Origin of the sequence: Veillonella agrestimuris (assembly GCF_943193065.1) — a bacterium.
GTDB classification, from domain to species: domain Bacteria; phylum Bacillota; class Negativicutes; order Veillonellales; family Veillonellaceae; genus Veillonella; species Veillonella agrestimuris.
In genome coordinates this window covers 40,908-66,134 of record NZ_CALPCS010000013.1, presented here as the reverse complement: position 1 = coordinate 66,134, position 25,227 = coordinate 40,908, and the positions used below count along the sequence as shown (strand labels likewise).

26 protein-coding genes are annotated in these 25,227 nt (G+C 42.5%); 21 read left to right on the top strand and 5 right to left on the bottom strand.

Annotated features, from left to right (window positions below; all coding sequences use genetic code 11):
• Positions 1–327: 327 nt before the first annotated feature.
• From nikB to NFR29_RS07080, 6 genes are all read left to right on the top strand, one after another.
• Complete coding sequence (gene nikB, locus NFR29_RS07105) at positions 328–1,266, top strand: nickel ABC transporter permease (RefSeq protein WP_251424928.1); 939 nt, start codon at positions 328–330, stop codon at positions 1,264–1,266.
• A complete protein-coding gene (nikC, locus tag NFR29_RS07100) occupies positions 1,266–2,093 on the top strand; it encodes a nickel transporter permease (RefSeq protein ID WP_251424936.1) in 828 nt (275 codons plus the stop codon). The genes nikB and nikC overlap by 1 nt, the downstream gene beginning before the upstream one ends.
• Before the next feature lie 158 nt (positions 2,094–2,251).
• Positions 2,252–3,820, top strand: coding sequence for an ABC transporter substrate-binding protein (locus NFR29_RS07095; protein WP_251424926.1), 1,569 nt, complete (start codon positions 2,252–2,254; stop codon positions 3,818–3,820).
• Positions 3,821–3,832: 12 nt separating this feature from the next.
• Positions 3,833–4,630, top strand: coding sequence for an ABC transporter ATP-binding protein (locus tag NFR29_RS07090; protein WP_251424924.1), 798 nt, complete (start codon positions 3,833–3,835; stop codon positions 4,628–4,630).
• Positions 4,590–5,426, top strand: a complete 837-nt coding sequence (locus NFR29_RS07085) for an ABC transporter ATP-binding protein (RefSeq protein ID WP_420908283.1) — start codon at positions 4,590–4,592, stop codon at positions 5,424–5,426. The genes NFR29_RS07090 and NFR29_RS07085 overlap by 41 nt, the downstream gene beginning before the upstream one ends.
• Positions 5,427–5,775: 349 nt before the next feature.
• Positions 5,776–7,341: an ABC transporter substrate-binding protein gene (locus NFR29_RS07080; protein ID WP_251424920.1), complete on the top strand. Its 1,566-nt coding sequence runs from the start codon at positions 5,776–5,778 to the stop codon at positions 7,339–7,341.
• 162 nt (positions 7,342–7,503) lie between these two features.
• Here NFR29_RS07080 and NFR29_RS07075 read toward each other — a convergent pair whose 3' ends face one another.
• Positions 7,504–8,433, bottom strand: a complete 930-nt coding sequence (locus NFR29_RS07075) for a hypothetical protein (protein ID WP_251424918.1) — start codon at positions 8,431–8,433, stop codon at positions 7,504–7,506.
• A 125-nt stretch (positions 8,434–8,558) separates the two neighbouring features.
• Between NFR29_RS07075 and NFR29_RS07070 the strand changes: the two genes are divergently transcribed.
• The 6 genes from NFR29_RS07070 to NFR29_RS07045 all read left to right on the top strand — a co-directional run bounded on the left by NFR29_RS07070 (position 8,559) and on the right by NFR29_RS07045 (position 12,041).
• Positions 8,559–8,774, top strand: a complete 216-nt coding sequence (locus tag NFR29_RS07070) for a hypothetical protein (RefSeq protein ID WP_251424917.1) — start codon at positions 8,559–8,561, stop codon at positions 8,772–8,774.
• A 120-nt stretch (positions 8,775–8,894) separates the two neighbouring features.
• A complete protein-coding gene (locus NFR29_RS07065; RefSeq protein ID WP_251424915.1) occupies positions 8,895–9,713 on the top strand; it encodes a sulfurtransferase in 819 nt (272 codons plus the stop codon).
• A gap of 10 nt (positions 9,714–9,723) precedes the next feature.
• Positions 9,724–9,936, top strand: a complete 213-nt coding sequence (locus NFR29_RS07060) for a hypothetical protein (RefSeq protein WP_251424913.1) — start codon at positions 9,724–9,726, stop codon at positions 9,934–9,936.
• A gap of 22 nt (positions 9,937–9,958) precedes the next feature.
• Positions 9,959–10,714 (top strand): exodeoxyribonuclease III, encoded by a 756-nt coding sequence (locus NFR29_RS07055; protein ID WP_251424933.1) that lies wholly within the window; start codon positions 9,959–9,961, stop codon positions 10,712–10,714.
• A gap of 34 nt (positions 10,715–10,748) precedes the next feature.
• Positions 10,749–11,444 carry a 7-cyano-7-deazaguanine synthase QueC gene (gene queC, locus NFR29_RS07050; RefSeq protein WP_251424911.1) on the top strand — a complete coding sequence of 232 codons (696 nt, stop codon included), beginning with the start codon at positions 10,749–10,751 and terminating at the stop codon, positions 11,442–11,444.
• A gap of 108 nt (positions 11,445–11,552) precedes the next feature.
• Positions 11,553–12,041 carry a QueT transporter family protein gene (locus NFR29_RS07045; RefSeq protein WP_251424909.1) on the top strand — a complete coding sequence of 163 codons (489 nt, stop codon included), beginning with the start codon at positions 11,553–11,555 and terminating at the stop codon, positions 12,039–12,041.
• Positions 12,042–12,134: 93 nt separating this feature from the next.
• On the opposite strand, the gene NFR29_RS07040 is transcribed toward NFR29_RS07045, so the two are convergent.
• The 4 genes from NFR29_RS07040 to ispE all read right to left on the bottom strand — a co-directional run bounded on the left by NFR29_RS07040 (position 12,135) and on the right by ispE (position 16,867).
• On the bottom strand, positions 12,135–13,391 hold the full coding sequence (locus NFR29_RS07040; protein ID WP_251424907.1) for a Glu/Leu/Phe/Val family dehydrogenase: 1,257 nt from the start codon (positions 13,389–13,391) through the stop codon (positions 12,135–12,137).
• Between the two features lie 261 nt (positions 13,392–13,652).
• On the bottom strand, positions 13,653–15,116 hold the full coding sequence (locus NFR29_RS07035) for an alanine/glycine:cation symporter family protein (RefSeq protein WP_251424905.1): 1,464 nt from the start codon (positions 15,114–15,116) through the stop codon (positions 13,653–13,655).
• A 162-nt stretch (positions 15,117–15,278) separates the two neighbouring features.
• Positions 15,279–15,974 carry a GntR family transcriptional regulator gene (locus NFR29_RS07030; RefSeq protein ID WP_251424903.1) on the bottom strand — a complete coding sequence of 232 codons (696 nt, stop codon included), beginning with the start codon at positions 15,972–15,974 and terminating at the stop codon, positions 15,279–15,281.
• Positions 15,971–16,867 (bottom strand): 4-(cytidine 5'-diphospho)-2-C-methyl-D-erythritol kinase, encoded by an 897-nt coding sequence (gene ispE, locus NFR29_RS07025; RefSeq protein WP_251424901.1) that lies wholly within the window; start codon positions 16,865–16,867, stop codon positions 15,971–15,973. The genes NFR29_RS07030 and ispE overlap by 4 nt, the downstream gene beginning before the upstream one ends.
• Positions 16,868–17,034: 167 nt before the next feature.
• Here ispE and NFR29_RS07020 point away from each other — a divergent pair, with 167 nt between their 5' ends.
• The 9 genes from NFR29_RS07020 to atpB all read left to right on the top strand — a co-directional run bounded on the left by NFR29_RS07020 (position 17,035) and on the right by atpB (position 25,215).
• The gene (locus tag NFR29_RS07020; RefSeq protein WP_251424900.1) at positions 17,035–17,952 is read left to right on the top strand and encodes a YitT family protein; all 918 of its coding nucleotides are present in this window, start codon (positions 17,035–17,037) and stop codon (positions 17,950–17,952) included.
• Between the two features lie 15 nt (positions 17,953–17,967).
• Positions 17,968–19,611 (top strand): phosphoglucomutase, encoded by a 1,644-nt coding sequence (locus NFR29_RS07015; RefSeq protein WP_251424898.1) that lies wholly within the window; start codon positions 17,968–17,970, stop codon positions 19,609–19,611.
• Between the two features lie 154 nt (positions 19,612–19,765).
• Complete coding sequence (locus NFR29_RS07010; RefSeq protein ID WP_251424896.1) at positions 19,766–20,041, top strand: ACT domain-containing protein; 276 nt, start codon at positions 19,766–19,768, stop codon at positions 20,039–20,041.
• A gap of 8 nt (positions 20,042–20,049) precedes the next feature.
• On the top strand, positions 20,050–21,408 hold the full coding sequence (locus NFR29_RS07005) for a PFL family protein (RefSeq protein ID WP_251424894.1): 1,359 nt from the start codon (positions 20,050–20,052) through the stop codon (positions 21,406–21,408).
• A 45-nt stretch (positions 21,409–21,453) separates the two neighbouring features.
• A complete protein-coding gene (locus tag NFR29_RS07000; protein ID WP_251424892.1) occupies positions 21,454–22,599 on the top strand; it encodes a glycosyltransferase family 4 protein in 1,146 nt (381 codons plus the stop codon).
• A 60-nt stretch (positions 22,600–22,659) separates the two neighbouring features.
• On the top strand, positions 22,660–23,802 hold the full coding sequence (gene wecB / locus NFR29_RS06995) for a non-hydrolyzing UDP-N-acetylglucosamine 2-epimerase (RefSeq protein ID WP_251424890.1): 1,143 nt from the start codon (positions 22,660–22,662) through the stop codon (positions 23,800–23,802).
• Positions 23,803–23,818: 16 nt separating this feature from the next.
• Positions 23,819–24,022, top strand: coding sequence for an AtpZ/AtpI family protein (locus NFR29_RS06990; protein ID WP_251424888.1), 204 nt, complete (start codon positions 23,819–23,821; stop codon positions 24,020–24,022).
• Between the two features lie 10 nt (positions 24,023–24,032).
• Positions 24,033–24,398, top strand: coding sequence for a hypothetical protein (locus NFR29_RS06985; protein WP_251424886.1), 366 nt, complete (start codon positions 24,033–24,035; stop codon positions 24,396–24,398).
• Positions 24,399–24,540: 142 nt separating this feature from the next.
• Positions 24,541–25,215 carry a F0F1 ATP synthase subunit A gene (gene atpB, locus NFR29_RS06980; protein WP_251424884.1) on the top strand — a complete coding sequence of 225 codons (675 nt, stop codon included), beginning with the start codon at positions 24,541–24,543 and terminating at the stop codon, positions 25,213–25,215.
• Positions 25,216–25,227 lie beyond the last annotated feature (12 nt).

Below are 25,227 nucleotides of genomic sequence, written 5' to 3'. Positions count from 1 at the left end.
AATGGCACCAACCACATAAGTGATTGGTGCCAAACAAATGATTAGGGATAAGCACCCCAACATTTGACAGAGAGCCCTTTTTTGTTGCCACATTTAATCAGTGGTTATCATAAGCGGGTACCATTTTGTTTTATAGATCTATTTTGATTGATTTTACGGATGTTGACTGCTTACATACCCCCATATGTATTGTATTTACGCGGTTCCTATAGTATATTTATAGTCAATCACAGAAATTAGATACATGTGCTCATATTGGTACGCGGCGTACAGCGTATGAATAGATATGTAGTTTTGGTGTAGTTTGTATAAAGTGTGGAGGTGCCTATGGGACAACGTATAGTCAAACAACTAGGGCAATTTATAGTGACCTTAATAGGCATTACATTTTTAACATTTTGCTTGACCTATTTAGCACCTGGCGACCCTGTTACGATGCTTTTGGAAACGGCAGATACCATCGTATCTCAGGAATTGATTGATGAAACAAGAGCAGAATTGGGTTTAGATAAACCGTTTCTTGTACAATATGGAAATTGGTTGCTTCATGCAGTACAAGGCGATTTAGGTATGAGTTATTCGGCGAAAAAACCAGTTGTAGATCGTATGTTAGAAGCGCTTCCAGGGACTGTTTATTTAGCAGGCACTGCATTAGTATTTACCTTGCTTTACGCGTTGCCAGCAGGTATATTGAGTGCTATAAATCGCAACAAATGGGTGGACTATGTATTGCGCGCTATGGCTTTTGTAGGGATTTCCATGCCTACCTTTTGGTTAGGTTTGATTTTGATATATATTTTTGGCTTGAAGTTGGGTTTGGTTCCTATCGCATCGTCTCGTATTACGGCGACAGGCGTTATTTTACCGGCCCTTACGTTAGCCGCCGTAGTAGGGTCTAAATATATGCGCCAAGTGCGGCTGGTCATCTTAGAAGAAATGAGTAAGGATTACGTTATGGGGGCTCGGGCGCGAGGTGTCAGTGAAAGTAGAATTTTATTTCGCCACGTTTTGCCTAATGCTATTTTGCCGCTCATTACGATTCTCGGCGTCTTAATTGGTTGGTTATTAGGCGGCGTAGCGGTAGTCGAAATGGTTTTCGCTTGGCCTGGTTTAGGGAATATGGCTATTTATGCTATTACGATGCGCGATTATCCGCTTATTGAAGGCTTTGTCCTTTGGGTGGCATTGGCTTATATGTGCGTTAATGCTTTAGTAGATGCTTCTTATGTGCTATTGGATCCAAGATTGAAACGGGAGAGAGTATGATGATGAACTTTGTTAGACAACATAAACTCTTTTCCTTCTATACAGCACTGATGCTCCTTATCTTATGTGTAGCGCTATTTGCTCCTTGGTTAGCACCAGGAGATGCTTTCACATCGGATGTAACGCAGGCATTGCAAGGACCCAGTAGTGAGCATCCATTTGGGACTGATAAATTAGGACGTGACGTTTTATCTCGTATTATTTATGGTACTCAGTTATCCCTCTTTATGGGGCTCACCATCGTCATTATTATGGTGAGTATCGGTACTATTATTGGCGCTGTGGCCGGTTATTTTGGGGGCAAAGTAGAAACGGTATTGATGCGCTTAGCCGATATTATGCTGGCTTTCCCTGGAGTTGTCCTTGCAATTGCTATTGCCGGTATTCTAGGGGGCTCTATTGTCAATACTATAATTGCTTTGTCTGTCGTAGGGTGGGCGAAATATGCTCGTCTCGTTCGATCTATGACGCTGAAAGTACGCCACGAAGAATACGTTGTGGCAGCAGTTATGATGGGCGCTTCTACGTGGACGATTTTGCGGCGTCATATCATTCCTAATATTTTGCCGCTCGTCGTTACTACTGGCGCCCTTGATATTGGAGCTATGATGATTGAAGTAGCAGGGTTATCATTTCTAGGGTTTGGTGCACAACCACCTACGCCAGAATGGGGGCTCATGCTTAATGAAGGGCGCCAGTATTTACAAACTAGCCCGTGGCTGATGATCTTCCCAGGGATATCCATTTTGAGCGTTGTGTCAGTTTTTAATTTATGGGCCGATTCATTGCGTGATGTGGTAGATCCAAAAACAGAAAAATCGTATTAGTGTTTCAATGTATAGGTAGCGTATAGGCAAAATGTATGCGGTATATATAATATGCAGTATATGGTGTATGAAGGCTTATGGTCTGTTATATGTTGGAACTATAATAAATAGGATGATGATACTATTAATGCCCAATAGTATATCTATAGGAGGTTTACATGAAACGAGGTTGGAGAAAAGCCCTCTTAACAGGGCTCAGTGTACTTATGATGGGATCCTTTATTGCAGGCTGCGGATCTAGTACGAATGGAGCGGAAGATAAAGATACACTACGCGTAGGGGTGACTAACTTTGCCTCTACATTGGAGCCGACGGAAAACTTTTTTGCCTGGGTTGTTATGCGTTACGGCGTAGGGGAAACGTTAGCGAAATTTGATGAGCATATGAAACCGCAACCATGGATTGCATCTAAGTGGACTGTGGCGGATGATAAAAAGACATGGACTTTTACTATTGATGATAGAGTAACATTTTCCAATGGTAAGAAAGTTGATGCACAGGCCGTTAAAGAATCGATTGAACGAGCCTTTGCTAAATCGAATCGAGCAAAAACATTTTTCGAATATGAATCCATCGAAGCCAATGGTCAAGACTTAATCATTCGCACCGCCAAAGAATATCCTAATATGCCGGGCTTATTGGCGGATCCATTGTTCCTCATCGTCGATGTACAAGCTGAGCGCGACGGCCGTAACTTTGCCAAAGAAGGCCCTATCGGGACGGGGCCTTATGTAGTGAAAGCTTTCACAAAAGAGAGAGCTGACATGGTAGCCAATGAAAACTATTGGAATGGCACGGTGCCATTTAAGACTGTAGAAATCCCGTCTATTGACGATCCAAATACGCGGGCTATGGCGTTGCAATCTGGCGATGTAGATATGGCTGTTAATATCGGCCCTGGGGAAATTGGTTTATTCCAAAATAATGATAAATTTATGGTTGATGAAATCGCATCCCTTCGTGTCGTATTAGCGCGCATTAACCAACGTGGCGTGTTGGGAGACGACAAAGTACGGGCTGCTGTGATTTCTGCGACAGACCGCAAAAACTATGCCGATATTTTGTTGAAAGGCACCTTTATGCCTGGATCGGCGCCGATTCCACCGTCCATGGATTATGGATTTAATGAATTGGTAGACCCTAATGCGTATAATGTAGAACGGGCTAAACAATTATTATCTGAAGCTGGTTGGAGTGATACGAATGGCGATGGCATTGTTGATAAAGATGGGCAACCGTTGACCTTTACTTTTGTCGTGTACAACTCTCGTGCTGAATTGCCACTCTATGCAGAAGCTGTACAAGCAGACCTGAAAAAGGTTGGTATTGATATGAAAATCAAAACGGTAGATTACAACTTGATCGATAAAATGGGTCAAGAAGGGGATTACGATATGTTGATTTCTAATATCGTTACAGCTAATACAGGAGATCCAATTTGGTTTTTGGCGAACTACTGGCATACTAATGTAGATGGATCCAATCCACAAAACGGTTCTGGTTATTCCAATCCACAAGTGGATGCCTTGCTCGACGCAGCAGAAGTAGAATTCGATAGTGCGAAACGACGGGATTATGCTATCCAAGTTCAACAATTATTGATGAATGATGGGGCAGCCTTATTTTTGGGTTACCCTAAAACGAATATCATCACTCATTCTTATGTGAAAGGTGCAGTTATGTATCCAAGTGATTATTATTGGATTACAAATGTGATTACTAAATAATAAGGATCCACTATGGCAGAACAAATACTATCCGTTACAAATCTTAATATTGCATACCAAGGTACACCAGCTGTAATGGATGTGAATTTTACCCTTGAGAGAGGGAAAGTGTTGTGCATTGTTGGTGAGTCTGGTTCTGGAAAGACGACCATCATTCGCTCTCTTATGGGCTTATTACCTGTAGGTGGAGAGGTGACGGAAGGGAACATTATCTTCAATGGTCGTAATGTGACTAACCTATCTAATACAGAGTGGCGTTCCTTGCGAGGCAAGGACATGGCTATGATCTTCCAAGATAGTGGCAGTGCGTTGGATCCCATCCAACAGATTGGCACACAATTTAGAGAGCTCTTTCAATCTCATTTGCATATGAGTGATAAAGAGTGTGATGCTAAAGCCATTCAATTATTACAAAGTGTGTCATTGTCACATGCAGCGCATATACTTCATAACTATCCACACGAATTGTCTGGCGGACAACGACAACGGGTGGGAATCGCTATGGCGATGGCGTTGGATCCATTGCTTTTAATTGGCGACGAACCGACATCGGCTTTAGATGTGACGACTCAATCCCAAGTGATTATGACCATGTTAGAGAAGGCGAAAGAACTCAATTCGGCGATTCTCATGGTGACTCATAATTTAGGGGTGGCCGCCTATATGGCAGATTATATACTCGTTATGCAAGATGGCCGCGTCGTCGATGAAGGAGCGCCGCAAGATATATTGGAACACCCAAAACATCCATATACGAAACAATTAAAGGATGCCGTGCCAACGTTGGAGGGAGGTCGCTACATTGAGTAAATATATTATTGAAATAAAAGACCTTTCGAAACAATTTCCTTTGCCCAATGGAGATATATTAGAGGCTTGTAAGTCGATTAATATAACTGTGGAAAAAGGGACATCCCTCGGCATTGTGGGAGAATCGGGATCTGGAAAAACTACATTAGTGCGGATGCTCATGAAGATGTTGCCTATTACATCTGGCTCCATCTACGTAGACGGTGTGGATATTGCTCATATGGACAAAGAACAAATGAGAACGTATCGTCAAAACATCCAAATGGTTTTCCAAGACCCGATGGCTGCATTTAATCCGCGGATGAAAGTAAAAGATATTATCTGTGAACCGCTTTATAATTTCGGACTCCTCAAAAAAGGTACAGAAGAACAAATCGCTGGGGACTATTTAGAAATGGTCGATTTGCCGCGTGATTTTATGAATCGTTATCCTCATGAAATGTCTGGCGGGCAGCGTCAACGAGTTGCTATTGCCCGAGCTATCGTGCTGGAACCAGAGATTCTCGTCTTCGATGAAGCGACGAGTGCCCTCGATGTATCCGTACAAGATTCTATTGCTAAATTGTTAGCTAAATTGCAAAAAGAAAAGAACTTAACGTATCTCTTTATTGCCCATGATATTGCTTTTGTGCGTACTATGTGCCACACTATTATCGTCATGCATAAGGGCCGCATCGTAGAAACACTAGATGCTCGCCATTTAGGAGATGCAAAAGAGCCGTATACGAAGGTATTGCTCAGTTCTATTTTTGAAATCGGCAAACCGCATCATCCTTTGACCTTGGATATTGAGTAGTGGATAGACATAGATTAGTGGATAGATATAGATTAGTAGATAAATATAGACTAACTAAACAGCTCTATTACCGTAATTGGCAATAGAGCTGTTTCTGTTATTACGCATAGCGAGGAAGTTTATAGCCAATCGAAAGGCGACATCATAAGTAGATACAATTATTCGAAAAAGAAGGTGCATGGTTGTTTTTTTCTCCTCAATTCTGTATGATGGTACATACAAGTATACCCCTAGGGGGTATAAGAACCAGTATTCATATGAACACATATACATGAGTATGTATAGAACGATACCGTCATATATCATATGTGTAGTCGACAAGAATCGGTCGACAGTGAAAGGAGATACCATGAAACGATGGCAACAGTGGCTAGTCACAGGCGCTCTGCTAGGGATGACCGTAGTGGGGCTGGCCGGATGTAGCTGGCAAGGTGATACGGGAGACAAAGATGTCTTAAAAGTAGGTGCCATAGGTTTTGCTAGTACTTTGGAACCGACGGAAAATTATTTTAGTTGGGTCGTTGTACGCTATGGCATTGGCGAAACGTTAGTTAAATTTAATGACACTATGCGTCCAGAACCGTGGTTAGCAACGGATTGGAAGGTAGGGGACGATCAACGGACGTGGACTTTCACCATTAATGATAAAGTAGTCTTCTCCAATGGCAGAAAAGTGACTGCCCAGGCCGTTAAAGAATCGCTAGAGAGGACCTTTGAAAAAAGTAAACGAGCGAAAACGTTCTTCGCTTATGAGTCCATCACTGCTGATGGTCAAACTGTAACGATTCGCACAGACAAAGTATATCCTAATTTGCCAGGCATCTTGGGAGATCCATTGTTTCTCATCGTCGATGTACAAGCGGAACGAGAAGGACGTAATTTTAGCGTAGATGGTCCTATCGGTACGGGCCCTTATGTGGTGACGTCTTTCACAAAAGAACGCGCGGAACTGAAGAATAATGAGAATTATTGGGATGGGAATGTACCTTTCAAACGCGTTGAAGTACCGGCTATCAATGACGCAAATACGCGGGCCCTGGCCTTACAAGCAGGAGATGTGGATATAGCCCTCAATATCGGTCCTGGCGAATATAACCTTTTTACAGGCAATAGCGATTATATCGTCGAAGAAGTGGCTGGTTTGCGAGACGTTATGGTGAGGATGAGTCAGAAAGGTGTCTTAGCTGATCCAAATCTGCGGGCCGCTCTCATTGCTGGTATCGACCGCGCAAGTTATGCAGAAAAGATTTTGCGCAATACCTTTGTGGCTGGCAAAGCGCCATTGCCTCCGAGCCTTGGTTATGGCTTTAAACAGTTAATGGCGCCTAATCCTTACAATGTAGAGGCAGGGCGGAATTTGTTAGCCCAATCGGGATGGATTGATACGAATGGAGATGGCTTTGTCGATAAAGATGGACAGAACCTCGTATTAGAATATTACACCTATACAGCGCGTCCAGAACTCAATCTCTATGCAGAAGCGATGCAAGCAGATTATAAAAAGCTAGGCATCGATGTTCATATTCACGTTGTGGATTACAGTCTCATTGATGAATTGGCGAAAAGCGGTGATTATGATTTGATGATTTCTAGCGTTGTTACAGCCAATACAGGGAATCCGGTATGGTTCTTGAAACAATACTGGGGTTCTCGTGAGAACAATCCTGAATCCCTTAATGGCTCTGGCTTTGCTAATAGCCGTTACGACGAATTATTAAGCATTGCAGAATCCACGTTGGATACGACGACGGCGCATAATGCCATCGTAGGGGCACAACAAATCTTGTTAGATACGAATGCGGCTATTTTCCTAGGCTACCCAAAAATTAATATGGTCGGTAAAAGCTATATGAAAGGCATGCATGTATCGCCAAGCGAATATTATGTTATTACTAAAGATTTGCGAAAAGATTAAATCTACGAAGTTAAAGACTTTAAGAATATAATCGAATAAAATAAAGCCGTGAACGGTTCCTTTAGGGAGAGCCGTTCACGGCTTTTCTTTGCGGTTTTTATTATTGTATGGAATGGGTACAATCCAACTATTTTACATTACTAGTAATGTGCTGGTAGAACCTTATTTCTTAGGCGCTGCATCTAAGTCGTTAATATTGATTGTATTCGCTCGGTTTACGAGTCGATTGTATTTTACATATAATAGCGGATACGCTTCGCTAAAGGTGGAGTTTACCGTTACGTAAGCGTGTGCATCTACGAGGAACTCGTTAACTGCCTCTTGGTAGGCTTTCATAGATGCCTGTGTGGCTGGCGTTACACCTGGTTTTAATTGGTTTAAACCTTTTGCTGCATCTTGTAAAGCTGTATCGACTTTGCGAACATCTGTATTACCATCTGGATCGATACGGTCGATAATTTGAGCGAGCAAGAAGTTTAATTTAATGAAATTCACCGCATTGTAACGGTTTTCATTAGCCAATTCTTCCATCCACTCCGTATAGAGCGTGTTGTTATGCGTATCGAGGGTCATGTCGAAAGCATTGTAAGTGGCGTTAAATTGTTCGGCTACCAAAATATATTTATTCGTTAGTTCCTCTGTATTCATAGAACTACCATTGGCAGCCCCTTCGTTAGCATAAGCCTCTTCTAATTGCTCAGACAATGGAATTAATTGGTCCAATAAGGCTAATACGTCGTCAGAGGACTTGTTGATATCTTCGTATGGTGTAGAATAACTTTGCTTAGCAAGGGCTAAATCTTCTCTAAAAGCTTTATAATTTGGCAATGGAATCGGCCCTGTATGGGTGCCTTTGCGCAGATTTTCTAAGACAGGTTGTAATTGATTAGTATAATCTACGTTCTTAGTATTATATGCATCGGCAGCATCGATATAAGGACGCAAGGAATTGATTTTATCCTGTATGGTGGGAGGATTTAAAATCGTTGTAGCTGTATTGGAATACGACGTAAGCGCTATATAAGCACCGATACAAACAAGAATGATGACACCGATAACGGTGGCGATTAATTTTATATAACCTTTTTTCAACGGCTTGTACTCCTTGTATGATTTATTACATAGAAATTGTATAGTCGTAGTTATTAGTAGAAATGATATAGGTTATTATAACATAAATGGCTGCCTAGATATATGAAACTGTAAGTGAATGTAGGATGTTTTCCATTGATTTCGGTACAGATGTATTATTCAGTATATTTCCTGTTAAATTGGTAGCTGTGAAAAACAGAGCGATTGTTAATCCATTGGCTACAGACATAGTTGAAGTATCTAAATACTTTTCTGATGGGAAAATGTGGAATTCTGGGTTAATGACGAATGGATATTATTATATGATTCATAATAAGAAAATGCACTCAACATTAAAATAATGTAGGGTGTAGCTTCTTATTTCTATTGTTATTTAATTCTACACATTGTCTTGCATTCATCCCTCGTATATAATAGAAGTAACACATTTGTATTTTTCGATATAGAAACAAGGAGTGGCTATGTCTAATTTTATAAGCCCTGCAGAGTTGTCATCCATCATGGACGATGTCATCATCTTAGATGCCAGGGGCTTTCACGATTATAAAAAAGGCCATGTACAAGGGGCCTTTCCAGTAGATATAGAAAAGGATTTGTCCGGTCCTGTAGGGGAACATGGGGGACGCCATCCGTTACCAAATATGGATCAATTGGCCAGCCGGTTGGAAACGTTCGGCATCACTACAGAGTCGAAGGTTGTCATTTACGACTCGTGGCTCTTATTGGCAGGCCGTTTATGGTGGTTATTACGCTACATGGGTCTCACCGATGTGCGAGTCCTAGCGGGTGGTATCGAACGTTGGGTACGAGAAGGGTATCCTCTCACGAAAGACCCGACCCCGTTAGTACAAGATGCAACAGAGTTTAATTATACCTTGCAAGATCACATGGTGATGAGCCGTGACGAAGTCTTAGAGGCCAGCAACAGCCAATCTCATGTCATCATTGACGCCCGTTCGCCAGAACGGTATTCTGGAGTTGTACCAGATACGATGGACGGCATGACAGGCCATATTCCAGGGGCTATTAACCATTTCTATGAAAGCGGTTACACCGCAGCCGGTCCTCGTACAACGGAGGAATTACAAGATATGTATTTGGCCGCGATGAACGATGGTCGCCCTATTGTGACTTATTGCGGATCTGGCGTCACTGCTTGTAATGCTATGCTCACTATGCATGAAGTGGGCATCGACTCGGCTTTATATGTCGGTTCTTCTAGCGATTGGGTGACCTATGATGATAGCCCTATTCAGCGCGGCGTAGAAACGTTAGGATAAGGGGAGAACTATGAATATATTGAAACACGGCTTGTCAGTTATTGCTTTCATCTATTTGCTATATCATATTTACGCCTATGGAGCAGGTGCTTTCAATGTAACTGTGCTAGTTATTTTTATCTTGTCTGTGGTGGCCAATTATTTTAAACATCGCAATGAAAGTGCTATGAAAGCTAACAAAGAACATCGGATGAAGAGAGCGCATGGCAAACATAAGAAATAATAGATTAGAATGAGGAGTTATGATGAAATTAATATCATGGAATGTAAACGGTCTACGTGCGGCCGTAACTAAAGGATTTATGGATTCTTTTAACGAATTAGATGCAGATATTTTCTGTTTACAAGAAACGAAGTTGCAACCGGAGCAAATTCAGATGGAATTACCTGGGTATGAGCAATTTTGGAACAGTGCTGTGAAAAAAGGGTACAGTGGCACCGCTGTATTCACGCGCATCAAGCCATTGTCTGTAACTAACGGTATTGGCATTGAAGAACACGATCAAGAGGGGCGCGTTATTACCGCAGAATACGATAAGTTCTACCTCGTATGTTGCTATACACCAAATAGCCAACGAGAATTGGCGCGTCTTGAGTACCGCATGACTTGGGAAGATGCGTTCCGTAATTATTTGTTGGAATTAGATGAAAAGAAACCTGTTATTTTATGTGGCGATCTCAATGTGGCTCATAATGAAATCGATTTAAAAAATCCAAAAACAAATCGCAAAAACGCAGGCTTCTCCGATGAAGAACGGGCGAAAATGACGGAATTATTAGATGCTGGTTTCACCGATACGTTCCGCTATCTCTACCCTGATGCGGTAGATGAGTACAGCTGGTGGTCCTACATGGGCAAAGCCCGTGAAAGAAACGTAGGTTGGAGAATTGATTATTTCATCACGTCAAAACGCCTAGACAGGCACATTAAAGAAGCGAAAATTCATCAACAAGTATTCGGTAGTGATCATTGTCCAGTTGAATTAGATATTGATTTGTAATAATATAGTAAGTATCCATAGATAAGGAGAGTGTATGGCACAACAACAGCGTGCCGTCGTATTGTTTAGCGGTGGCGTAGATAGTACTACGTGTTTAGCCTTAGCTATCGAACGCTTTGGGAAAGACAATGTAGTGCCTTTATCCATATTGTATGGACAAAAACATAGCAAAGAATTAGAGTCGGCAGCTAAGGTGCTAGCCCACTACGGCATAGAAGGGAAGACTATAGATGTGACGAAGCTCTTTGCATTCAGCAATTCCTCGTTGTTGACCCAGTCTACAGAGGCTTTGCCGACAGGCTCTTATAAAGAACAACAAGAAGCGCACGGTGAATGTCCTGTGAGTACTTATGTGCCGTTCCGGAATGGTCTATTCTTATCTGCTGCGGCTGCGTTGGCGTTATCTTTTGATTGTGGCTATATTTACTACGGCGCTCATGCCGATGATGCAGCAGGCAACGCTTACCCAGACTGTACGGAGCAATTCTACATTTCTATGGGGGATGCTATTTTTGAAGGATCCGGTAAAGACTGTGCCTTAGAAGCGCCTTTCATTAATAGCAATAAGGCGGACATTGTTCGTGAAGGATTGCGTTTAGGTGTTCCTTACGAACTCACTTGGTCTTGCTATGAAGGCGGAGATAAGCCTTGTGGTCATTGTGGTACTTGTATCGACCGTATCGCCGCATTCCGCGCTAATGGCGTAGAGGATCCTTTGGAATATAACTAAATAAGACAGTTTGAAACCATCCTGTCTCTAAACAAAACTACGGAAACATAAGCACGTATGAGCATGGTTTATTTTCCATGCTCTTTTTTATTTGAAGGAGGTGAGTGCATGATGACTACACGTAAACTAACTATTTCGGCTATGGTTGTAGCCTTATATATCGTTTTAATTTATGTAACCCAAGGGATTTCCTTCGGGGCTTATCAAATTCGTATAGCTACATCGCTTTATGCACTTGCTTATGCCTTTCCGTTTTTGATTATTCCTATGGGCGTAGGCAACCTTGTTTCTAATTTCTTTGGCGGTCTCGGTATACTAGACATGGTGGGAGGTTTTGGTGTAGGCGTCCTCACAACGGCCATTATTGTATTGATGCGCCGTATGGGCCTTTCTGCATGGTGGGTGGCGCTGCCTATTATTTTCGTGCCAGCCCTCTGCGTGCCGTTATGGCTTAGTCCGCTTATCGGCGTGCCATATTGGGCCTTAGTACTGAACCTTGCAGTAGGGCAAACCATTCCTGGCATCGTCGGTGCCATCTTGGTGAAAGCCCTATCGGGTCGTCGTTCTATAGCCACATTGATGGGGACTATGAAATAAAAATTAATGAATCTATAAACTGAAAAGTTGATAAGTTTTTGATATGAAAAAAGGACTAACTCTAGTTGGAGTTAGTCCTTTTTGGTTGGATGATTAGCAGTTATAGCCACGCAATGTTGTTTCAATAACGAGGCGTTCCAACGCTAGCATATAAGCTGCTTGGCGAGGGGATACATTGTGTTTTTGTTGCATTTGCCATACTGCTTCAAAGCTGTTTTGCATGTTGCGAGTTAATCGTTCGTTAACTTCTTCTTCGGACCAGTATAAGCCTGTTTTATTTTGTACCCATTCATAGTAAGATACGACAACGCCGCCGCCGTTAGCGAGAACGTCAGGAATGATGTCGATACCTTTTTCGTAGAAATATTTGTCTGCATCATTCGTAGTCGGGCCATTAGCACCTTCTAAAATGATTTTTGCTTGGATCTTATCCATATTGTCTTTGTTTAATTGGTTTTCCAAAGCTGCCATGTACAATACATCGACTGGCTGCGTTAATAATTCATCTTTGCTGATAGTTGTCATACCTGGCTCAGAGTAACCTTCCAAGGAACGGCCGTTAGCATTAGCGTATTCGTAAGCTTTTTCTACGTCTAAACCGTTTGGATTGTAAATCGTTACATACGCATCGCCGATAGCTACAATTTTTGCACCTTCTTGCGCCATGAGACGAGCACCTACAGAACCTACGTTACCAAAGCCTTGTACGGCAACCGTTAAGTTTTTAAGGTCTAAGTTTTTCTTAGCTAAGTAGCATTGCAACGCGATAAGGCAACCGCGGCCTGTCGCTTCGCTACGCCCTAAGGATCCGCCTACTTCGATTGGTTTACCTGTTACGATACCAGGGCTCCATTCGCCTTTTAATGTGCTATACTCGTCGGCAATCCAACTCATGATTTGTGCATTTGTATTTACGTCTGGTGCCGGTACGTCTGTATTCACACCGATGATTGGGGCAATGCGGCGTACGAAGTTACGAGTTAAACGTTCTAACTCACGGTGAGACAATGTTTTAGGATCCACTTTGATGCCGCCTTTACCACCGCCGTAAGGAATGTTAGCAATGGCATTTTTAATAGTCATCCACGCTGCTAATGCACGCACTTCGTTTTCGTCTGCATCAGGGTGGAAGCGGAGGCCACCCTTAGCACTGCCACGCAATGTGGAGTGTTGGCAGCGATAGCCTTCGTATACGCGTACTTCGCCATTGTCTAATTGAAGTGGCACTGCTACTTTCAATTCCCGTTCTGGATGGCGCAATACTTCGTAATCGTTGCGGCTGTAGCCGAGCTTTTCAGCAGCTACGTCTAATGTGTTTAACATATTTTCATAAGGATTGTATTGTGTCATGTGAACCTCCTAAGATGAAATAGAACTGAAAATCCTCTAAATGTAATCTAAAAAAACAGAATGGATATGCATATTGTATATATTCTCTATTATACAATGAATAACCTGTATAAGGTGTAAACTATATTCTATATAATTTTAAAGTGAATTAGTATTAGGAATAAAAAATAGGCTCCCAAAGGAGCCTATTGAATATGTTATTAATGGCGAAAAGCATGTCTATGTTCTTAATCGCTGTAGGGACGCCAATTAGGCGAGTAATTACGATCGTTTTATCGTTTCTTCTACTGGCGTTGCTGGTACAGAGGAGTCTGTTACTTGACCGTCACCCCACCATACGATGCCGTATGTTTCTGTTAAAATTTTACGGTTAAAGATTGGTGTTTTTACACCTGCTTTACGTTGCGCCACATAATCTTGTAAGGCAATTTTCGCTGTTTTCCCCATGCGAAGGATAGAACTTACATTGGTTAGTACTAGAAAGGCCATAAATAAATCCGCCAAATTCCATACGAGGTCAAGAGACGCGATGGAACCAATAAATGTCATAGCAATAACGCCAATACGGAATGCGTGTAGTACATAGCGTTTATCAGTTAAGTGATTAATATTAATCTCGCCATAATAATAGTTACCAACGAGGGAACTAAAAGAGAAGAGAACAATAAATAGTGCCACTGCATAAGGAGCCCAAAAACCTAGCTCTTGTTCTAGATTGTGTTGAACCAAAGCCACCCCAGTAAGACCAGTAGCGCTATAGTCGCCAATGATTAAAACGATGAAAGCTGACGCTGTACAAATAACGAAGGTTGCTAAGTATACACCGAAGGCTTGCACTAAGCCTTGTTCTACTGGATGATGAGCGGTAGCCGTAGCTGCTGCGTTCGGTACTGAACCTTCACCGGCTTCGTTAGAGAAGAGCCCTCGCTTGATACCATTCATCATGGTTGCCCCTAAGAAACCGCCGCCTGCAGCGTACGGATCGAGAGCAGAAGACACGATAGTCCACAATACATGCGGTAATTGTGTGATGTTCATAATGACTACGAAGAATGCCGTGCCGATGTAGAGAAGAGCCATAATTGGTACGATAATTTCAGAGGCTTTTGCAACGCGGCTAATGCCACCAAAAATAACGAGACCTGTCAAGGCTGCTGTAATAGCACCTGTAATGTAAACGTCGAGACCGAAAGTAGCAAGGGAAGCCACTAATGTATTAGCTTGTACGGAGTTGTAAATCCAGCCAAAGGTAATGGTAATTAAAATGGCAAATAAAACGGATAAGAATTTACTGTTTAACCCGTATCGAATGTAGTACGCTGGGCCGCCATAGAAACCGCCTTGCGGAAGAGGCTCTTTATAAATTTGAGCTAAAGTACATTCGATGAAACTGGTAGCGGCGCCCATGAGGGCGATGACCCACATCCAGAAGATAGCACCTGGACCACCAAGAACAACGGCAATAGCAATGCCTGCAATATTACCAACGCCTACACGGGAAGCGGTGCTAACGCAAAGAGCCTGGAACGAAGATACTTGGTTGGCGTGTGTACCAGTACCAGCACCTTCTGTAACGAGTCGAACCATTTCTTTGAATAGACGAATTTGAACAGCTCCAGTGGAGATGGTAAAGAATATACCGGCACCAATGAGAATAAAAATAATCAAGTAGTTCCACAAATACATATTAAATGAGGATACGGCTTGGTTAATAATTTGCTCCATAGACTCTCTCCTTTCAAAGATAAGAAATAATAAAGCTTAAGTATGCAACCGTTATACTTTTATTATACACGATAGTACAACTGTAACAGGTGATAGTGCAATTGTAACGAATATATGTATACTAACCTGTATTGCTGTAATAAAGAGTTTTGGCAATCGTCTTTATTGTTCTGTAGTAAATGATTGTGCTTCTTCCATCCCTTTTAAGAGAGTTTGCTCCGAATGCTCCATGTGCATACGGGCTAATTTGCGGGCTTGCGATTCGTTATGAGACGCAATGGCTTCTACGAGCAAGCGATGTTCTTCCCAAGTTTTGCGCAATCGCCCTGGTTGGTTCATGGAGAAACTGCGGAATCGGTATGTTTGTTCTCGCAAGTTGTGCACGATTTCTACTAGTCGATCGTTGCGAGATGCTTTGTAGAGTACTTCGTGGAATGCTACATCGGCAGCTACGACGCGGTCTATATCTTTGTTTTCCATATGTTCCCCAATTTCCACGAGCATGCGTTCAAGGGTTTCAATTTCTTCTTCTGTAATGCGTTCTGCAGCAAGACCAGCAGCAAGTTCTTCAAGAGCAGAACGAAGTTCAAAGACTTGTGTAATATCTTTTAATGTAATGTTCGCAACATAGGCGCCGCGGCGAGGGACCATAATGACGAATCCTTCTAATTCTAATTTGCGGATGGCTTCACGGATGGGCGTGCGGCTCACTCCTAATTCTTCAGCTAATGGGATTTCCATGAGCCGTTCTCCAGGTTGTAAGGTCCCGTTCTGAATGGCTTGGCGCAATGTTTCAACAACCACTTCGCGGAGCGGTTTGTACGCATCTAAATGGATGGGTGCCAATCGTTTGGTCATTGTATATCCTCCTGTGTGCATGTTTTTGTAATTAATGAAAGCCAGTTGTGACCGGCAGCAGTAATTTCTTCTTGCAAGGATAATGCGTCAGTAGCTTTTTCTAGTAGGACTACCATAGTTGGGCCACTTCCTGTCATGATGGTAGGGTAGCCGCGGCTTACGAAGAAGTCTTTACAAAGGGCTAATTCGTCGTGATGAGGGAATAATAATTCCTCAAAGGTATTGCCACTCGTTAAGAAGGCGTCTTTTAAATTGTTAGATGATACATGAGATAGGGTAGAACTGATGGTGTCAGAGTTTACCGCTGAATGATTATTGTAGTGGCTGTAAGCGTGAGCTGTAGAAATAGAAATTTCTGGCTTTACTAAGAACAACCAATGGGGACTAGGGGATTCATGGTACGTCAATGCTTCGCCGCGGCCTGTGCCACGAGCGGTACCACCTTTCAACAAGAACGGTACATCAGAACCGAGTTTTGCTCCTAAAGTGAGGAGCTCGTCCGTAGTGAGGCGCAAATCCCAAAATTTATTAAGCCCCAATAACATAGCGGCTGCGTCAGCGCTGCCACCGCCAAGGCCTGCAGCAGCAGGAACACGTTTCAAAAGATGGATAGCGGCCCCTTGCTTTGTCCCTGTATAAGATTGCACTTCTCGTAGTGCTTTCAAGGCTAAGTTGCGTTCGTCATAAGGAATTAAGTCTTGAATATATTGTGGCAATTCTGGAGCAATGCCGGAAAACACCACAGAATGATGGTTCGTAAAGTAAATGGAATCACCTAAACGGATAGATTGGAAAATACTATCAATATCGTGGTATCCGTCATCGCGCTTGCCCGTAATAGCAAGACCGATATTGATTTTACTAAAACCTAATTGTTCTATACTTTTTGTCATATGATCCTCTTACAAAGGTAAGTTATTGAAAATTATTGAAAATATATACTAAGTAGTTTATGATGGGACTAGATAGTATATATAAGAAATGATATAGTTCTTCCAAACTATATCAATCTAATTAATTATAGAATATTTGCGGTAAATTGGCAATTTGGGAGGACTCTATGTGGTCTAAATATAAACTTGATGTATATCAATACCTCATGGTCGCTGTAGGATGTGCCATTTTTGGTGCTGGTGTTGATGCCTTTGTATTACCCCATAAATTAGTGAGTACCGGTGTGAGTGGTATCGGTTTGATGCTTCACTATATGACTGGCGTTTCTATTGCTAACTTGAATGTAGTCCTCAACATACCTATCTTGTGGGCTGCTTATCGGTGGTTAGGGACCAAGGTTTTGGTGAAAGCCCTCTACGGGACGGCCATGTTCTCCCTTATGGTGTACCTCTTCGATTTTCTCCAATACGAAATGGTTGTTAAAGATCCTATTATCAGCTCCATGCTAGCTGGTATTACGACAGGTTTGGGATTAGGTATTGTATATCGAGTTGGCGGTAATACAGGTGGTTTAGATCCTATTGCTTTGATTGTGCGTAAATATTATGGACTTCAAATGGGCTCTATTAACAGCATGATTAATGGTGTTATTTTATTTTGCGCTATCTGGGTAGTAGGCTTAGAAGCTGTAGCCATTACATTAATAGCACTTTATGTAACAACTATCATTACCAATAAGGTGGTTATTGGCTTTAATCAGCGTAAGGTTGCTTTTATTATTACGTACCGCACCGACGAAGTCTGCCAAGTTGTAATTAACAAAGTAGGTCGCGGTGCTACCATCATCGATGGTATTGGGGCGTATACGAAAACGCCGAAACAAATCGTTATGGTAGCAGTCAATTTGTTGCAGGTCAATAAATTGAAAGAAGAAGTAATGGCTGCCGATGAAAATGCCTTTATATTGATTAGCGACGCCCAAGAAGTCATTGGGAAAGGCTTTACTGCACCAGTGTTGCCGATGCCACTAGAAACATTGGTTAAAGAATGCGAAACAAATGCACATTATGTGAAACATAGATAGAAGTAAGGAGACAATATGGCTCATGAATTAGCAGGGAGACCTGTGTTAGAACAAGATGTTATTGATATTCAACCGTTAGTAGATGCGTATTTTGACAATGTTCCTGACATGTCTGATCCAACGCAGTTAGTGTCTTTTGGTACCTCTGGTCATCGAGGGACGTCCTTGAACGGGACTTTCACAGATTTACACGTGGCCGCTATTACGCAAGCCATTTGTGACGGTCGTCGTCAGTTTGGTGCTACCGGTCCTGTATTTGTAGGGCAAGATACGCATGCGCTGTCCCAACCGGCTATGATTACGGTTCTCGAAGTCCTCGCTGGCAATGGCATTACGGCGATGGTAGATAGCAATATGGATTTTGTGCCAACGCCGTCTATGTCGCGGGCTATCATTCGTTATAATGAAAGTCACGATGAAAAGGCGGATGGCATTATTATTACGCCATCCCATAATCCTCCAGATAATGGAGGGATTAAATACAACACCATCATCGGTGGTCCTGCTGACACGATAGTAACAAAATGGATCGAAGTACGAGCTAATGAATATTTGACGGCCTACTGCGAACATGATGAGTTTAAACGTATCTCTATTGATAATATTGAGCCAACGGCGCAAGTACCGTATGATTTTAAAGGCCTCTATGTAGAAGAATTAGACGATGTAATCAATATGGAAGCTATCAAAGCCTCTAATATCCGCGTGCTAGTAGACGCATTAGGGGGGAGTGGCGCTAAGTATTGGACGGCTATTAAAGAGCGATATGGCCTCAATTTAGATATCATTCATGATGATTATGATCCTACTTTTAGCTTTATGACGTATGACCATGATGGAAAAGTCCGCATGGATTGTTCTTCACCACATGCGATGGCGGCTGTTATCGATCAAATCGGTCACTATGATATTGCTGTAGGCAATGATCCAGATTACGATCGCTATGGTATCGTCGTAAAAGAGGACGGCTTAATCAGTGCTAATGAAATGCTTGCTGTAGGAGCTAAATATTTGTTCACTACCCGCGGTTGGAAAGATAAAGGGGTAGGTAAAACCGTTGTATGTACTACTCTTATCGATAAATGGGCAGAATCCGTTGGCATTCCTGTGTACGAAGTGCCAGTAGGCTTTAAATACTTTGCTCAACTATTGTTTGATGGCACCATTGGCATCGGAGGGGAAGAAAGTGCTGGTGCGTCGTTTCTCAAAAAAGACGGCTCTGTGTGGACCACTGACAAAGATGGCATCATTATGGCCTTATTAGGTATGGAAATTCGCGCCGTTATGGGGACTACAGGCCTTAAAATGGCGGATGAGTTCCTCGCTCAATATGGGGAACCAAAATTTGGCCGCATCGATGCAGCATGTACGACATTACAAAAACAGGCGTTGAAAAAATTAGACGCCACTGCCATTACGGCGACCGAAGTGGATGGCGATGAAATTACATCCATTCGTACTACATCGTTGTACAATGATATGCCAATTGATGGTGTTCGCGTTGATACCGAACAAGGTTGGTTCGTAGCGCGTCCATCAGGAACGGAAGATCTCTATAAAATCTATGGTGAAAGCTACAAAGGCGAGCATGGTTTAGTGGCATTGCTCACAGCTGGCGAAGAAATTGTCAATGCTGCTCTTGCCAATGATGAAGAATAGGCTTACATACATAGCCAATGAGCGGTTTTATATGATATAATATATTAATATGTTTCTAAGAATAAACCTACACATGGAAAGAATGAATGTTCCTCTGGGTAGGATATTTCCCTTGCTTTCATGTCGTATAGTGTAGTGGAGAAAAGGTGAGGTTATGAAGTTAGTCGTTACTGTTGTCGGTGTAGACCGAGTAGGAATTATTGCAGGGGTCAGCACTGTGTTGGCAAATCACAAGGTAAATATTTTGTCCATCAACCAAACGATTTTAGATGGTTTGTTCAATATGATTATGATGTGTGAAACAGAATCGGATAGCACAAAGGATTTAACAACTATTCAAGAAGCGTTGACGCAGTTGGGGACGGAACTCGGTGTGGAAATTAGAGCACAACATGCTGATATTTTCCTTGCTATGCATCGCGTAGGATAGGAGGGGCTATGTTATCCATCGACAATATTCTCGAAACGAATCAGATGATTCACGATAATAAACTAGATGTGCGAACCATTACGATGGGCATTAGCCTTTTGGAATGCGCTTCTAGCTCTGGTACAGAATTGTGTAATCGCATTTATGATCGCATTACAAAAGAAGCAGAATATCTCGTAAAAACAGGGGAAGATATTGAGAGAGAATTAGGTATTCCTATTATTAACAAACGGATTTCCGTCACTCCTATTTCCCTCGTAGCCGGTGGTAGTGACTTAACAACTTATGTACCGGTAGCAGAAGCCCTCGATAAAGCGGCAAAAGCCGTAGGTGTTAACTTTATTGGTGGTTTCTCGGCTCTCGTTACAAAAGGTGCGACACGAGCAGACCGCATTCTCATCGACTCCATCCCTGAAGCCTTAGCCACTACAGATATTGTATGTAGTTCTGTAGCAGTAGGTTCTACCAAGACCGGTATCAACATGGATGCGGTACGCGACATTGGGATAATCATTAAAAAGACTGCAGAGTTAACGAAAGAAAATGACGCTCTTGGGTGCGCTAAATTAGTGGTGTTCTGTAATCCTGTAGAAGACAATCCATTTATGGCAGGTGCTTTTTTCGGCGTTACAGAAGGAGATAGCGCTATTTCTGTCGGCGTTTCTGGTCCTGGCGTAGTGAAACATGCCCTTGAGTCAGTGCGCGGCGAATCCTTTGATGTTGTGGCGGAAACCATTAAGCGCACAGCTTTCAAAATTACTCGCGTTGGACAATTGGTGGCGCAAGAAGCGTCTCGTCGATTGAATAAACCATTTGGCATTATCGATTTGTCCTTGGCACCAACGCCAGCAGTGGGCGACTCCGTTGCTCACGTGTTGGAAGAAATGGGCTTGTCATCTTGTGGTACGCATGGTACGACGGCAGCGTTAGCACTTTTAAATGATGCAGTGAAAAAAGGCGGCCTCATGGCCTCCTCTCACGTAGGCGGTTTGAGTGGTGCTTTCATTCCTGTATCAGAAGATGCCGGTATGATTGATGCTGTATCGTGTGGTAGCTTGTCACTCGATAAATTAGAAGCTATGACTTGCGTATGTTCCGTAGGTTTAGATATGATTGCAATTCCTGGCGATACGACGGCAGATACGATTTCTGCTATTATTGCTGATGAATCTGCTATTGGTATGATTAATAATAAAACGACAGCAGTTCGTGTCATTCCTGTTCCTGGAAAAACAGTAGGGGAAGTGGTTGAATTTGGTGGCCTTCTCGGGTACGCTCCTATTATTGAAGTGAGTCCGTACAGTGCAGCAGAGTTCATCGCTCGCGGCGGTCGCATTCCAGCCCCTATTCGGAGCTTGACGAACTAATTGGGTGAAAGCCTTTCGAAGGAATTTGTTGTTGGAGGTGTACTGATGAATGAGTATATGCCGGATTATGTGTGGGCCTTTCTATTAGCCCTCATCATAACCTATGTACTGACGCCCTTGGTGAAACGCTTTGCGGTCGCCGTTGGGGCTATTGACAAACCAGATGCTCGTAAAGTGCATCAAGCAGCTATTCCACGATTAGGCGGTTTAGCGATTTTCCTCGGCTATATTGGCTCTGTATTGATGAATGACAGTATTCCTCACGACCATAAATTATTTGGCTTCGTTCTCGGTACAGTGATTCTTGTCATTGTCGGAGTTTGGGACGATATTAAACAAATCGAGCCAAAGACGAAATTGATGGGCCAAATCATTGCTGCAGCCATCCTCGTGGCTTACGATATTCGCGTTGATTATATCAATCTCCCTTGGGGAGGCGTAGTTTATCTCAAATATTGGGCAATTCCGTTGACAATCTTCTGGATTGTAGGATTTACGAATATTGTGAATCTCATCGACGGTTTAGATGGCTTAGCTGCAGGGATTTCCTTTATTGCGTGTATTGCCGTTTGTGCCATGACATTGCAATTGGGACAAATCGACTTGGCTTGTATATCTCTTGCTTTAGCAGGAGCTACGGTAGGGTTCTTACGGTATAACTTCAACCCTGCTAAGATTTTTATGGGCGATACGGGATCCATGCTCCTCGGCTATACATTGGCAGCCATTTCTGTTATGGGAGCTGTGAAAACAGCTGCCACTATCGCCTTAGTAGTGCCTGCTATCGTGCTTGGTTTGCCGATCCTCGATACTTTGTTTGCTATTGTGCGCCGTAAAATCAGCGGTCGTCCTATCTTTAAACCTGACAAAGGTCACGTACACCATCGCTTGCTAGCACAAGGGCTAACACAAAAACAAGCAGTACTTATGATGTATGCCATTACTGCTGTATTCGGTGGTGTATCGGTAATCGTTGCAGAAGTAAATGCATGGATTGGCATCCTCTTAGTAGCAGCTATATTCTTGTGTAGTATTTACGTAGCGCGTCGCCTAGGGGTAATCACTAATAGCGATGCTGCAGGACATCCGTTGCAAGGCCCTACGATTGAACGGAGCGATTTAGATGAAACCATATCCTTTGACCGCGATGAAATGAAAAAGGCCTTGGATGACGGTAATGAATCTAAATAAATTTGATATCTTAGGGGCGCTAGGCGCCCCTTTTTTATAGACTCCTTGGAGGATAGATATATGTTAAAAGTGATGACAATATTTGGCACCCGTCCAGAGGCCATCAAAATGGCACCTCTTGTGAAAGCTTTAGAAGCCGCTCCTGATATGCAGCCTATTGTAACAGTAACGGCGCAGCATCGCGACATGCTAGATCAAGTGCTTAATCTCTTTGGGATTACACCAGATTACGATTTAAATATTATGAGCCAAGGCCAAACATTATACGATGTAACCAATCGCGCTTTGATGGGCTTAAAAGAAGTCTTAGAAGAGGCACAACCTGATGTAGTACTTGTTCATGGGGACACTACAACAACTTTTGCCGGTGCATTGGCATCCTTTTACCAAGAAATCCCTGTAGGCCATGTAGAAGCAGGCCTTCGAACAGGTGATATTTACTCTCCGTTCCCAGAAGAAATGAACCGTAAGTTGGCTGGTTCTATTGCGACGTACCACTTTGCGCCTACAGCGAGTTCAGAAGCGAATTTACTGCGCGAAAATATTGAGAAAGACCATTTATACGTAACTGGCAATACTGTTATTGATGCATTAGATACAACAGTACAAGATAATTATGTATTTGCCGATGATGCCATCAATGCCCTTGATAACAATAAGAGAACCGTTTTAGTGACGACTCACCGCCGCGAAAACTTAGGGGAGCCTATGCGTCATGTGTACCAAGCGATTCGTCAATTGTTGAGCGATTTCGACGACATTCAAGTAGTTTTTCCAGTGCACAAAAATCCGAAAGTGCGTCAAGTCGTAGAAGAAGAATTGGGCAATGTAGAACGAGTGACGCTTATCGATCCTCTCGATTATGAACCATTTGCTAATTTGATGGCTAAATCCTATTTGATTTTAACTGACTCTGGCGGCATTCAAGAAGAAGCGCCAGCCCTCGGGAAACCAGTTCTCGTATTACGGGACACCACAGAACGGCCAGAAGCCGTAGAAGCCGGTACCGTTCGCTTAGTAGGAACTGATAAAGAAGCAGTATACAACGCGGCCCATGAATTGCTTGCTAACGAAGAGGCATATAAAACTATGTCCAACTCTGTTAACCCATACGGTGACGGTAAAGCCTCTGAACGTATCGTACAAGCTTTGCGCCACGAATTTTTAGGCACTGTCGATAAACCGAGCCGCTTTGGTAATTAAATCGACTGGATTCGCTATGGATAAACAGTTATTGAAATCCCTCGCCGTTGCTACATCGGCGGGGACGACCTTTCTAGCTTGTATTGGTGGTTTTGTATGGATTGGTTATCAAATTGATACATGGCTAGATACAACACCTATGTGTATGGCTCTGTTAGGTTTAATAGGAGCCGTCACAGGCTTTTATATGATGTACAAACAGTTAAAACAGGTTAAGTAGTGAGGTGACTATGAATCAATATGTAAAGTTCATAACCTATGTACTACTAACCTGTTTTTTTATGGCTATTATGGGGACTATCGTTTTTTATAGTCTCAATTTGCCACAATATATATTAGGTTGGTTGTGGGGAATAGGTATGGTCCTAGCCTATGCAGTACTCTTAGCGGTACAGTCTTATAAATTAGACAGTGAAGAGGCTCATGCTATTGCAGGTAGAACAGGGCGTAATGGCTTGAGTCGATTTATACTCATTGCATCGCTCGCGTTGATAGGTGTGCAACTACCGAGCATTGACAATATGACGATGGGTATAGCCGTTGGAATGATGCAAGTACTTATGTTTTTTGCCTATTGGCGCACTGTTAAGGAATAATATGCAAAATGATGATTAAAACGCATGTTAACAATGCATTATGCAGAAAAAGCACCTTATAAGTATTGATAATCATTGGCTAACAATGTATTATTGTACATAGATATTCATATTTTTTTATTAATAGGAAGGAGTGAAAAGTGTGACACTGCATGCAGGTCACCATCAAGCCGTCCAATGGTTAGGGTTGACATTTCACATTGATACCCTCATCGCGACGTGGATTACGATGGCTATTATTGTTGTAATCATGGTGTTGGCCACTCGAAGCCTATCGTTGGTGCCTTCAGGCATTCAGAACCTCATTGAAAGTTTACTTGAAGCCTTGGAATCTCAATTTGCCCCTACACTGGGCAAACATTGGTCGATGGTGAGTTCATTGTTGTTCACTTTTTTCTTATTTATTTTTGTAGGCAATGAATTAGGGTTAATGCCAGTAATGGGCACCGTTACATCCCCTACAGCAGACATTAATACGACAGTAGCCCTTGCGCTATGTAGTAGTTTTTCTGTATGGGCCATTGGCATTAAGGTGAAAGGGTTGTCGTACTTTAACCATTTCTTTCAACCTTATAAAGCGATGTTTGTGCTCAACCTCTTTGAGGAATTGGCAAAACCATTAACATTGTCTTTCCGTTTGTTTGGTAATATTATAGCCGGTGAAATTTTGCTAGAGCTATTGTACAAATTACCATGGTTCGTACCTGTTCCTTGGGTATGGATCGCTTTCAGTTTATTTATTGGCATTATTCAAGCCTTTATTTTTACAGTGCTTACGACGTCCTATTTGGGGATGGCACTCAGTGATGAACATTAATGAGTATGGAGG

Coding starts and splice junctions, on each gene's coding strand:
- NFR29_RS07020 (WP_251424900.1), top strand. CDS start 17,035: ATGTGGTCTAAATATAAACTTGATGTATATCAATACCTCATGGTCGCT.
- NFR29_RS07055 (WP_251424933.1), top strand. CDS start 9,959: ATGAAATTAATATCATGGAATGTAAACGGTCTACGTGCGGCCGTAACT.
- NFR29_RS07005 (WP_251424894.1), top strand. CDS start 20,050: ATGTTATCCATCGACAATATTCTCGAAACGAATCAGATGATTCACGAT.
- NFR29_RS07035 (WP_251424905.1), bottom strand. CDS start 15,116: ATGGAGCAAATTATTAACCAAGCCGTATCCTCATTTAATATGTATTTG.
- NFR29_RS07090 (WP_251424924.1), top strand. CDS start 3,833: ATGGCAGAACAAATACTATCCGTTACAAATCTTAATATTGCATACCAA.
- NFR29_RS07080 (WP_251424920.1), top strand. CDS start 5,776: ATGAAACGATGGCAACAGTGGCTAGTCACAGGCGCTCTGCTAGGGATG.
- NFR29_RS07000 (WP_251424892.1), top strand. CDS start 21,454: ATGAATGAGTATATGCCGGATTATGTGTGGGCCTTTCTATTAGCCCTC.
- wecB (WP_251424890.1), top strand. CDS start 22,660: ATGTTAAAAGTGATGACAATATTTGGCACCCGTCCAGAGGCCATCAAA.
- NFR29_RS07095 (WP_251424926.1), top strand. CDS start 2,252: ATGAAACGAGGTTGGAGAAAAGCCCTCTTAACAGGGCTCAGTGTACTT.
- ispE (WP_251424901.1), bottom strand. CDS start 16,867: ATGACAAAAAGTATAGAACAATTAGGTTTTAGTAAAATCAATATCGGT.
- NFR29_RS07010 (WP_251424896.1), top strand. CDS start 19,766: ATGAAGTTAGTCGTTACTGTTGTCGGTGTAGACCGAGTAGGAATTATT.
- NFR29_RS07060 (WP_251424913.1), top strand. CDS start 9,724: ATGAATATATTGAAACACGGCTTGTCAGTTATTGCTTTCATCTATTTG.
- queC (WP_251424911.1), top strand. CDS start 10,749: ATGGCACAACAACAGCGTGCCGTCGTATTGTTTAGCGGTGGCGTAGAT.
- NFR29_RS07040 (WP_251424907.1), bottom strand. CDS start 13,391: ATGACACAATACAATCCTTATGAAAATATGTTAAACACATTAGACGTA.
- NFR29_RS06985 (WP_251424886.1), top strand. CDS start 24,033: ATGAATCAATATGTAAAGTTCATAACCTATGTACTACTAACCTGTTTT.
- NFR29_RS07045 (WP_251424909.1), top strand. CDS start 11,553: ATGATGACTACACGTAAACTAACTATTTCGGCTATGGTTGTAGCCTTA.
- NFR29_RS07085 (WP_420908283.1), top strand. CDS start 4,590: ATGCCGTGCCAACGTTGGAGGGAGGTCGCTACATTGAGTAAATATATT.
- NFR29_RS07030 (WP_251424903.1), bottom strand. CDS start 15,974: ATGACCAAACGATTGGCACCCATCCATTTAGATGCGTACAAACCGCTC.
- NFR29_RS06990 (WP_251424888.1), top strand. CDS start 23,819: ATGGATAAACAGTTATTGAAATCCCTCGCCGTTGCTACATCGGCGGGG.
- nikC (WP_251424936.1), top strand. CDS start 1,266: ATGATGAACTTTGTTAGACAACATAAACTCTTTTCCTTCTATACAGCA.
- nikB (WP_251424928.1), top strand. CDS start 328: ATGGGACAACGTATAGTCAAACAACTAGGGCAATTTATAGTGACCTTA.
- NFR29_RS07070 (WP_251424917.1), top strand. CDS start 8,559: ATGTTTTCCATTGATTTCGGTACAGATGTATTATTCAGTATATTTCCT.
- NFR29_RS07015 (WP_251424898.1), top strand. CDS start 17,968: ATGGCTCATGAATTAGCAGGGAGACCTGTGTTAGAACAAGATGTTATT.
- NFR29_RS07065 (WP_251424915.1), top strand. CDS start 8,895: ATGTCTAATTTTATAAGCCCTGCAGAGTTGTCATCCATCATGGACGAT.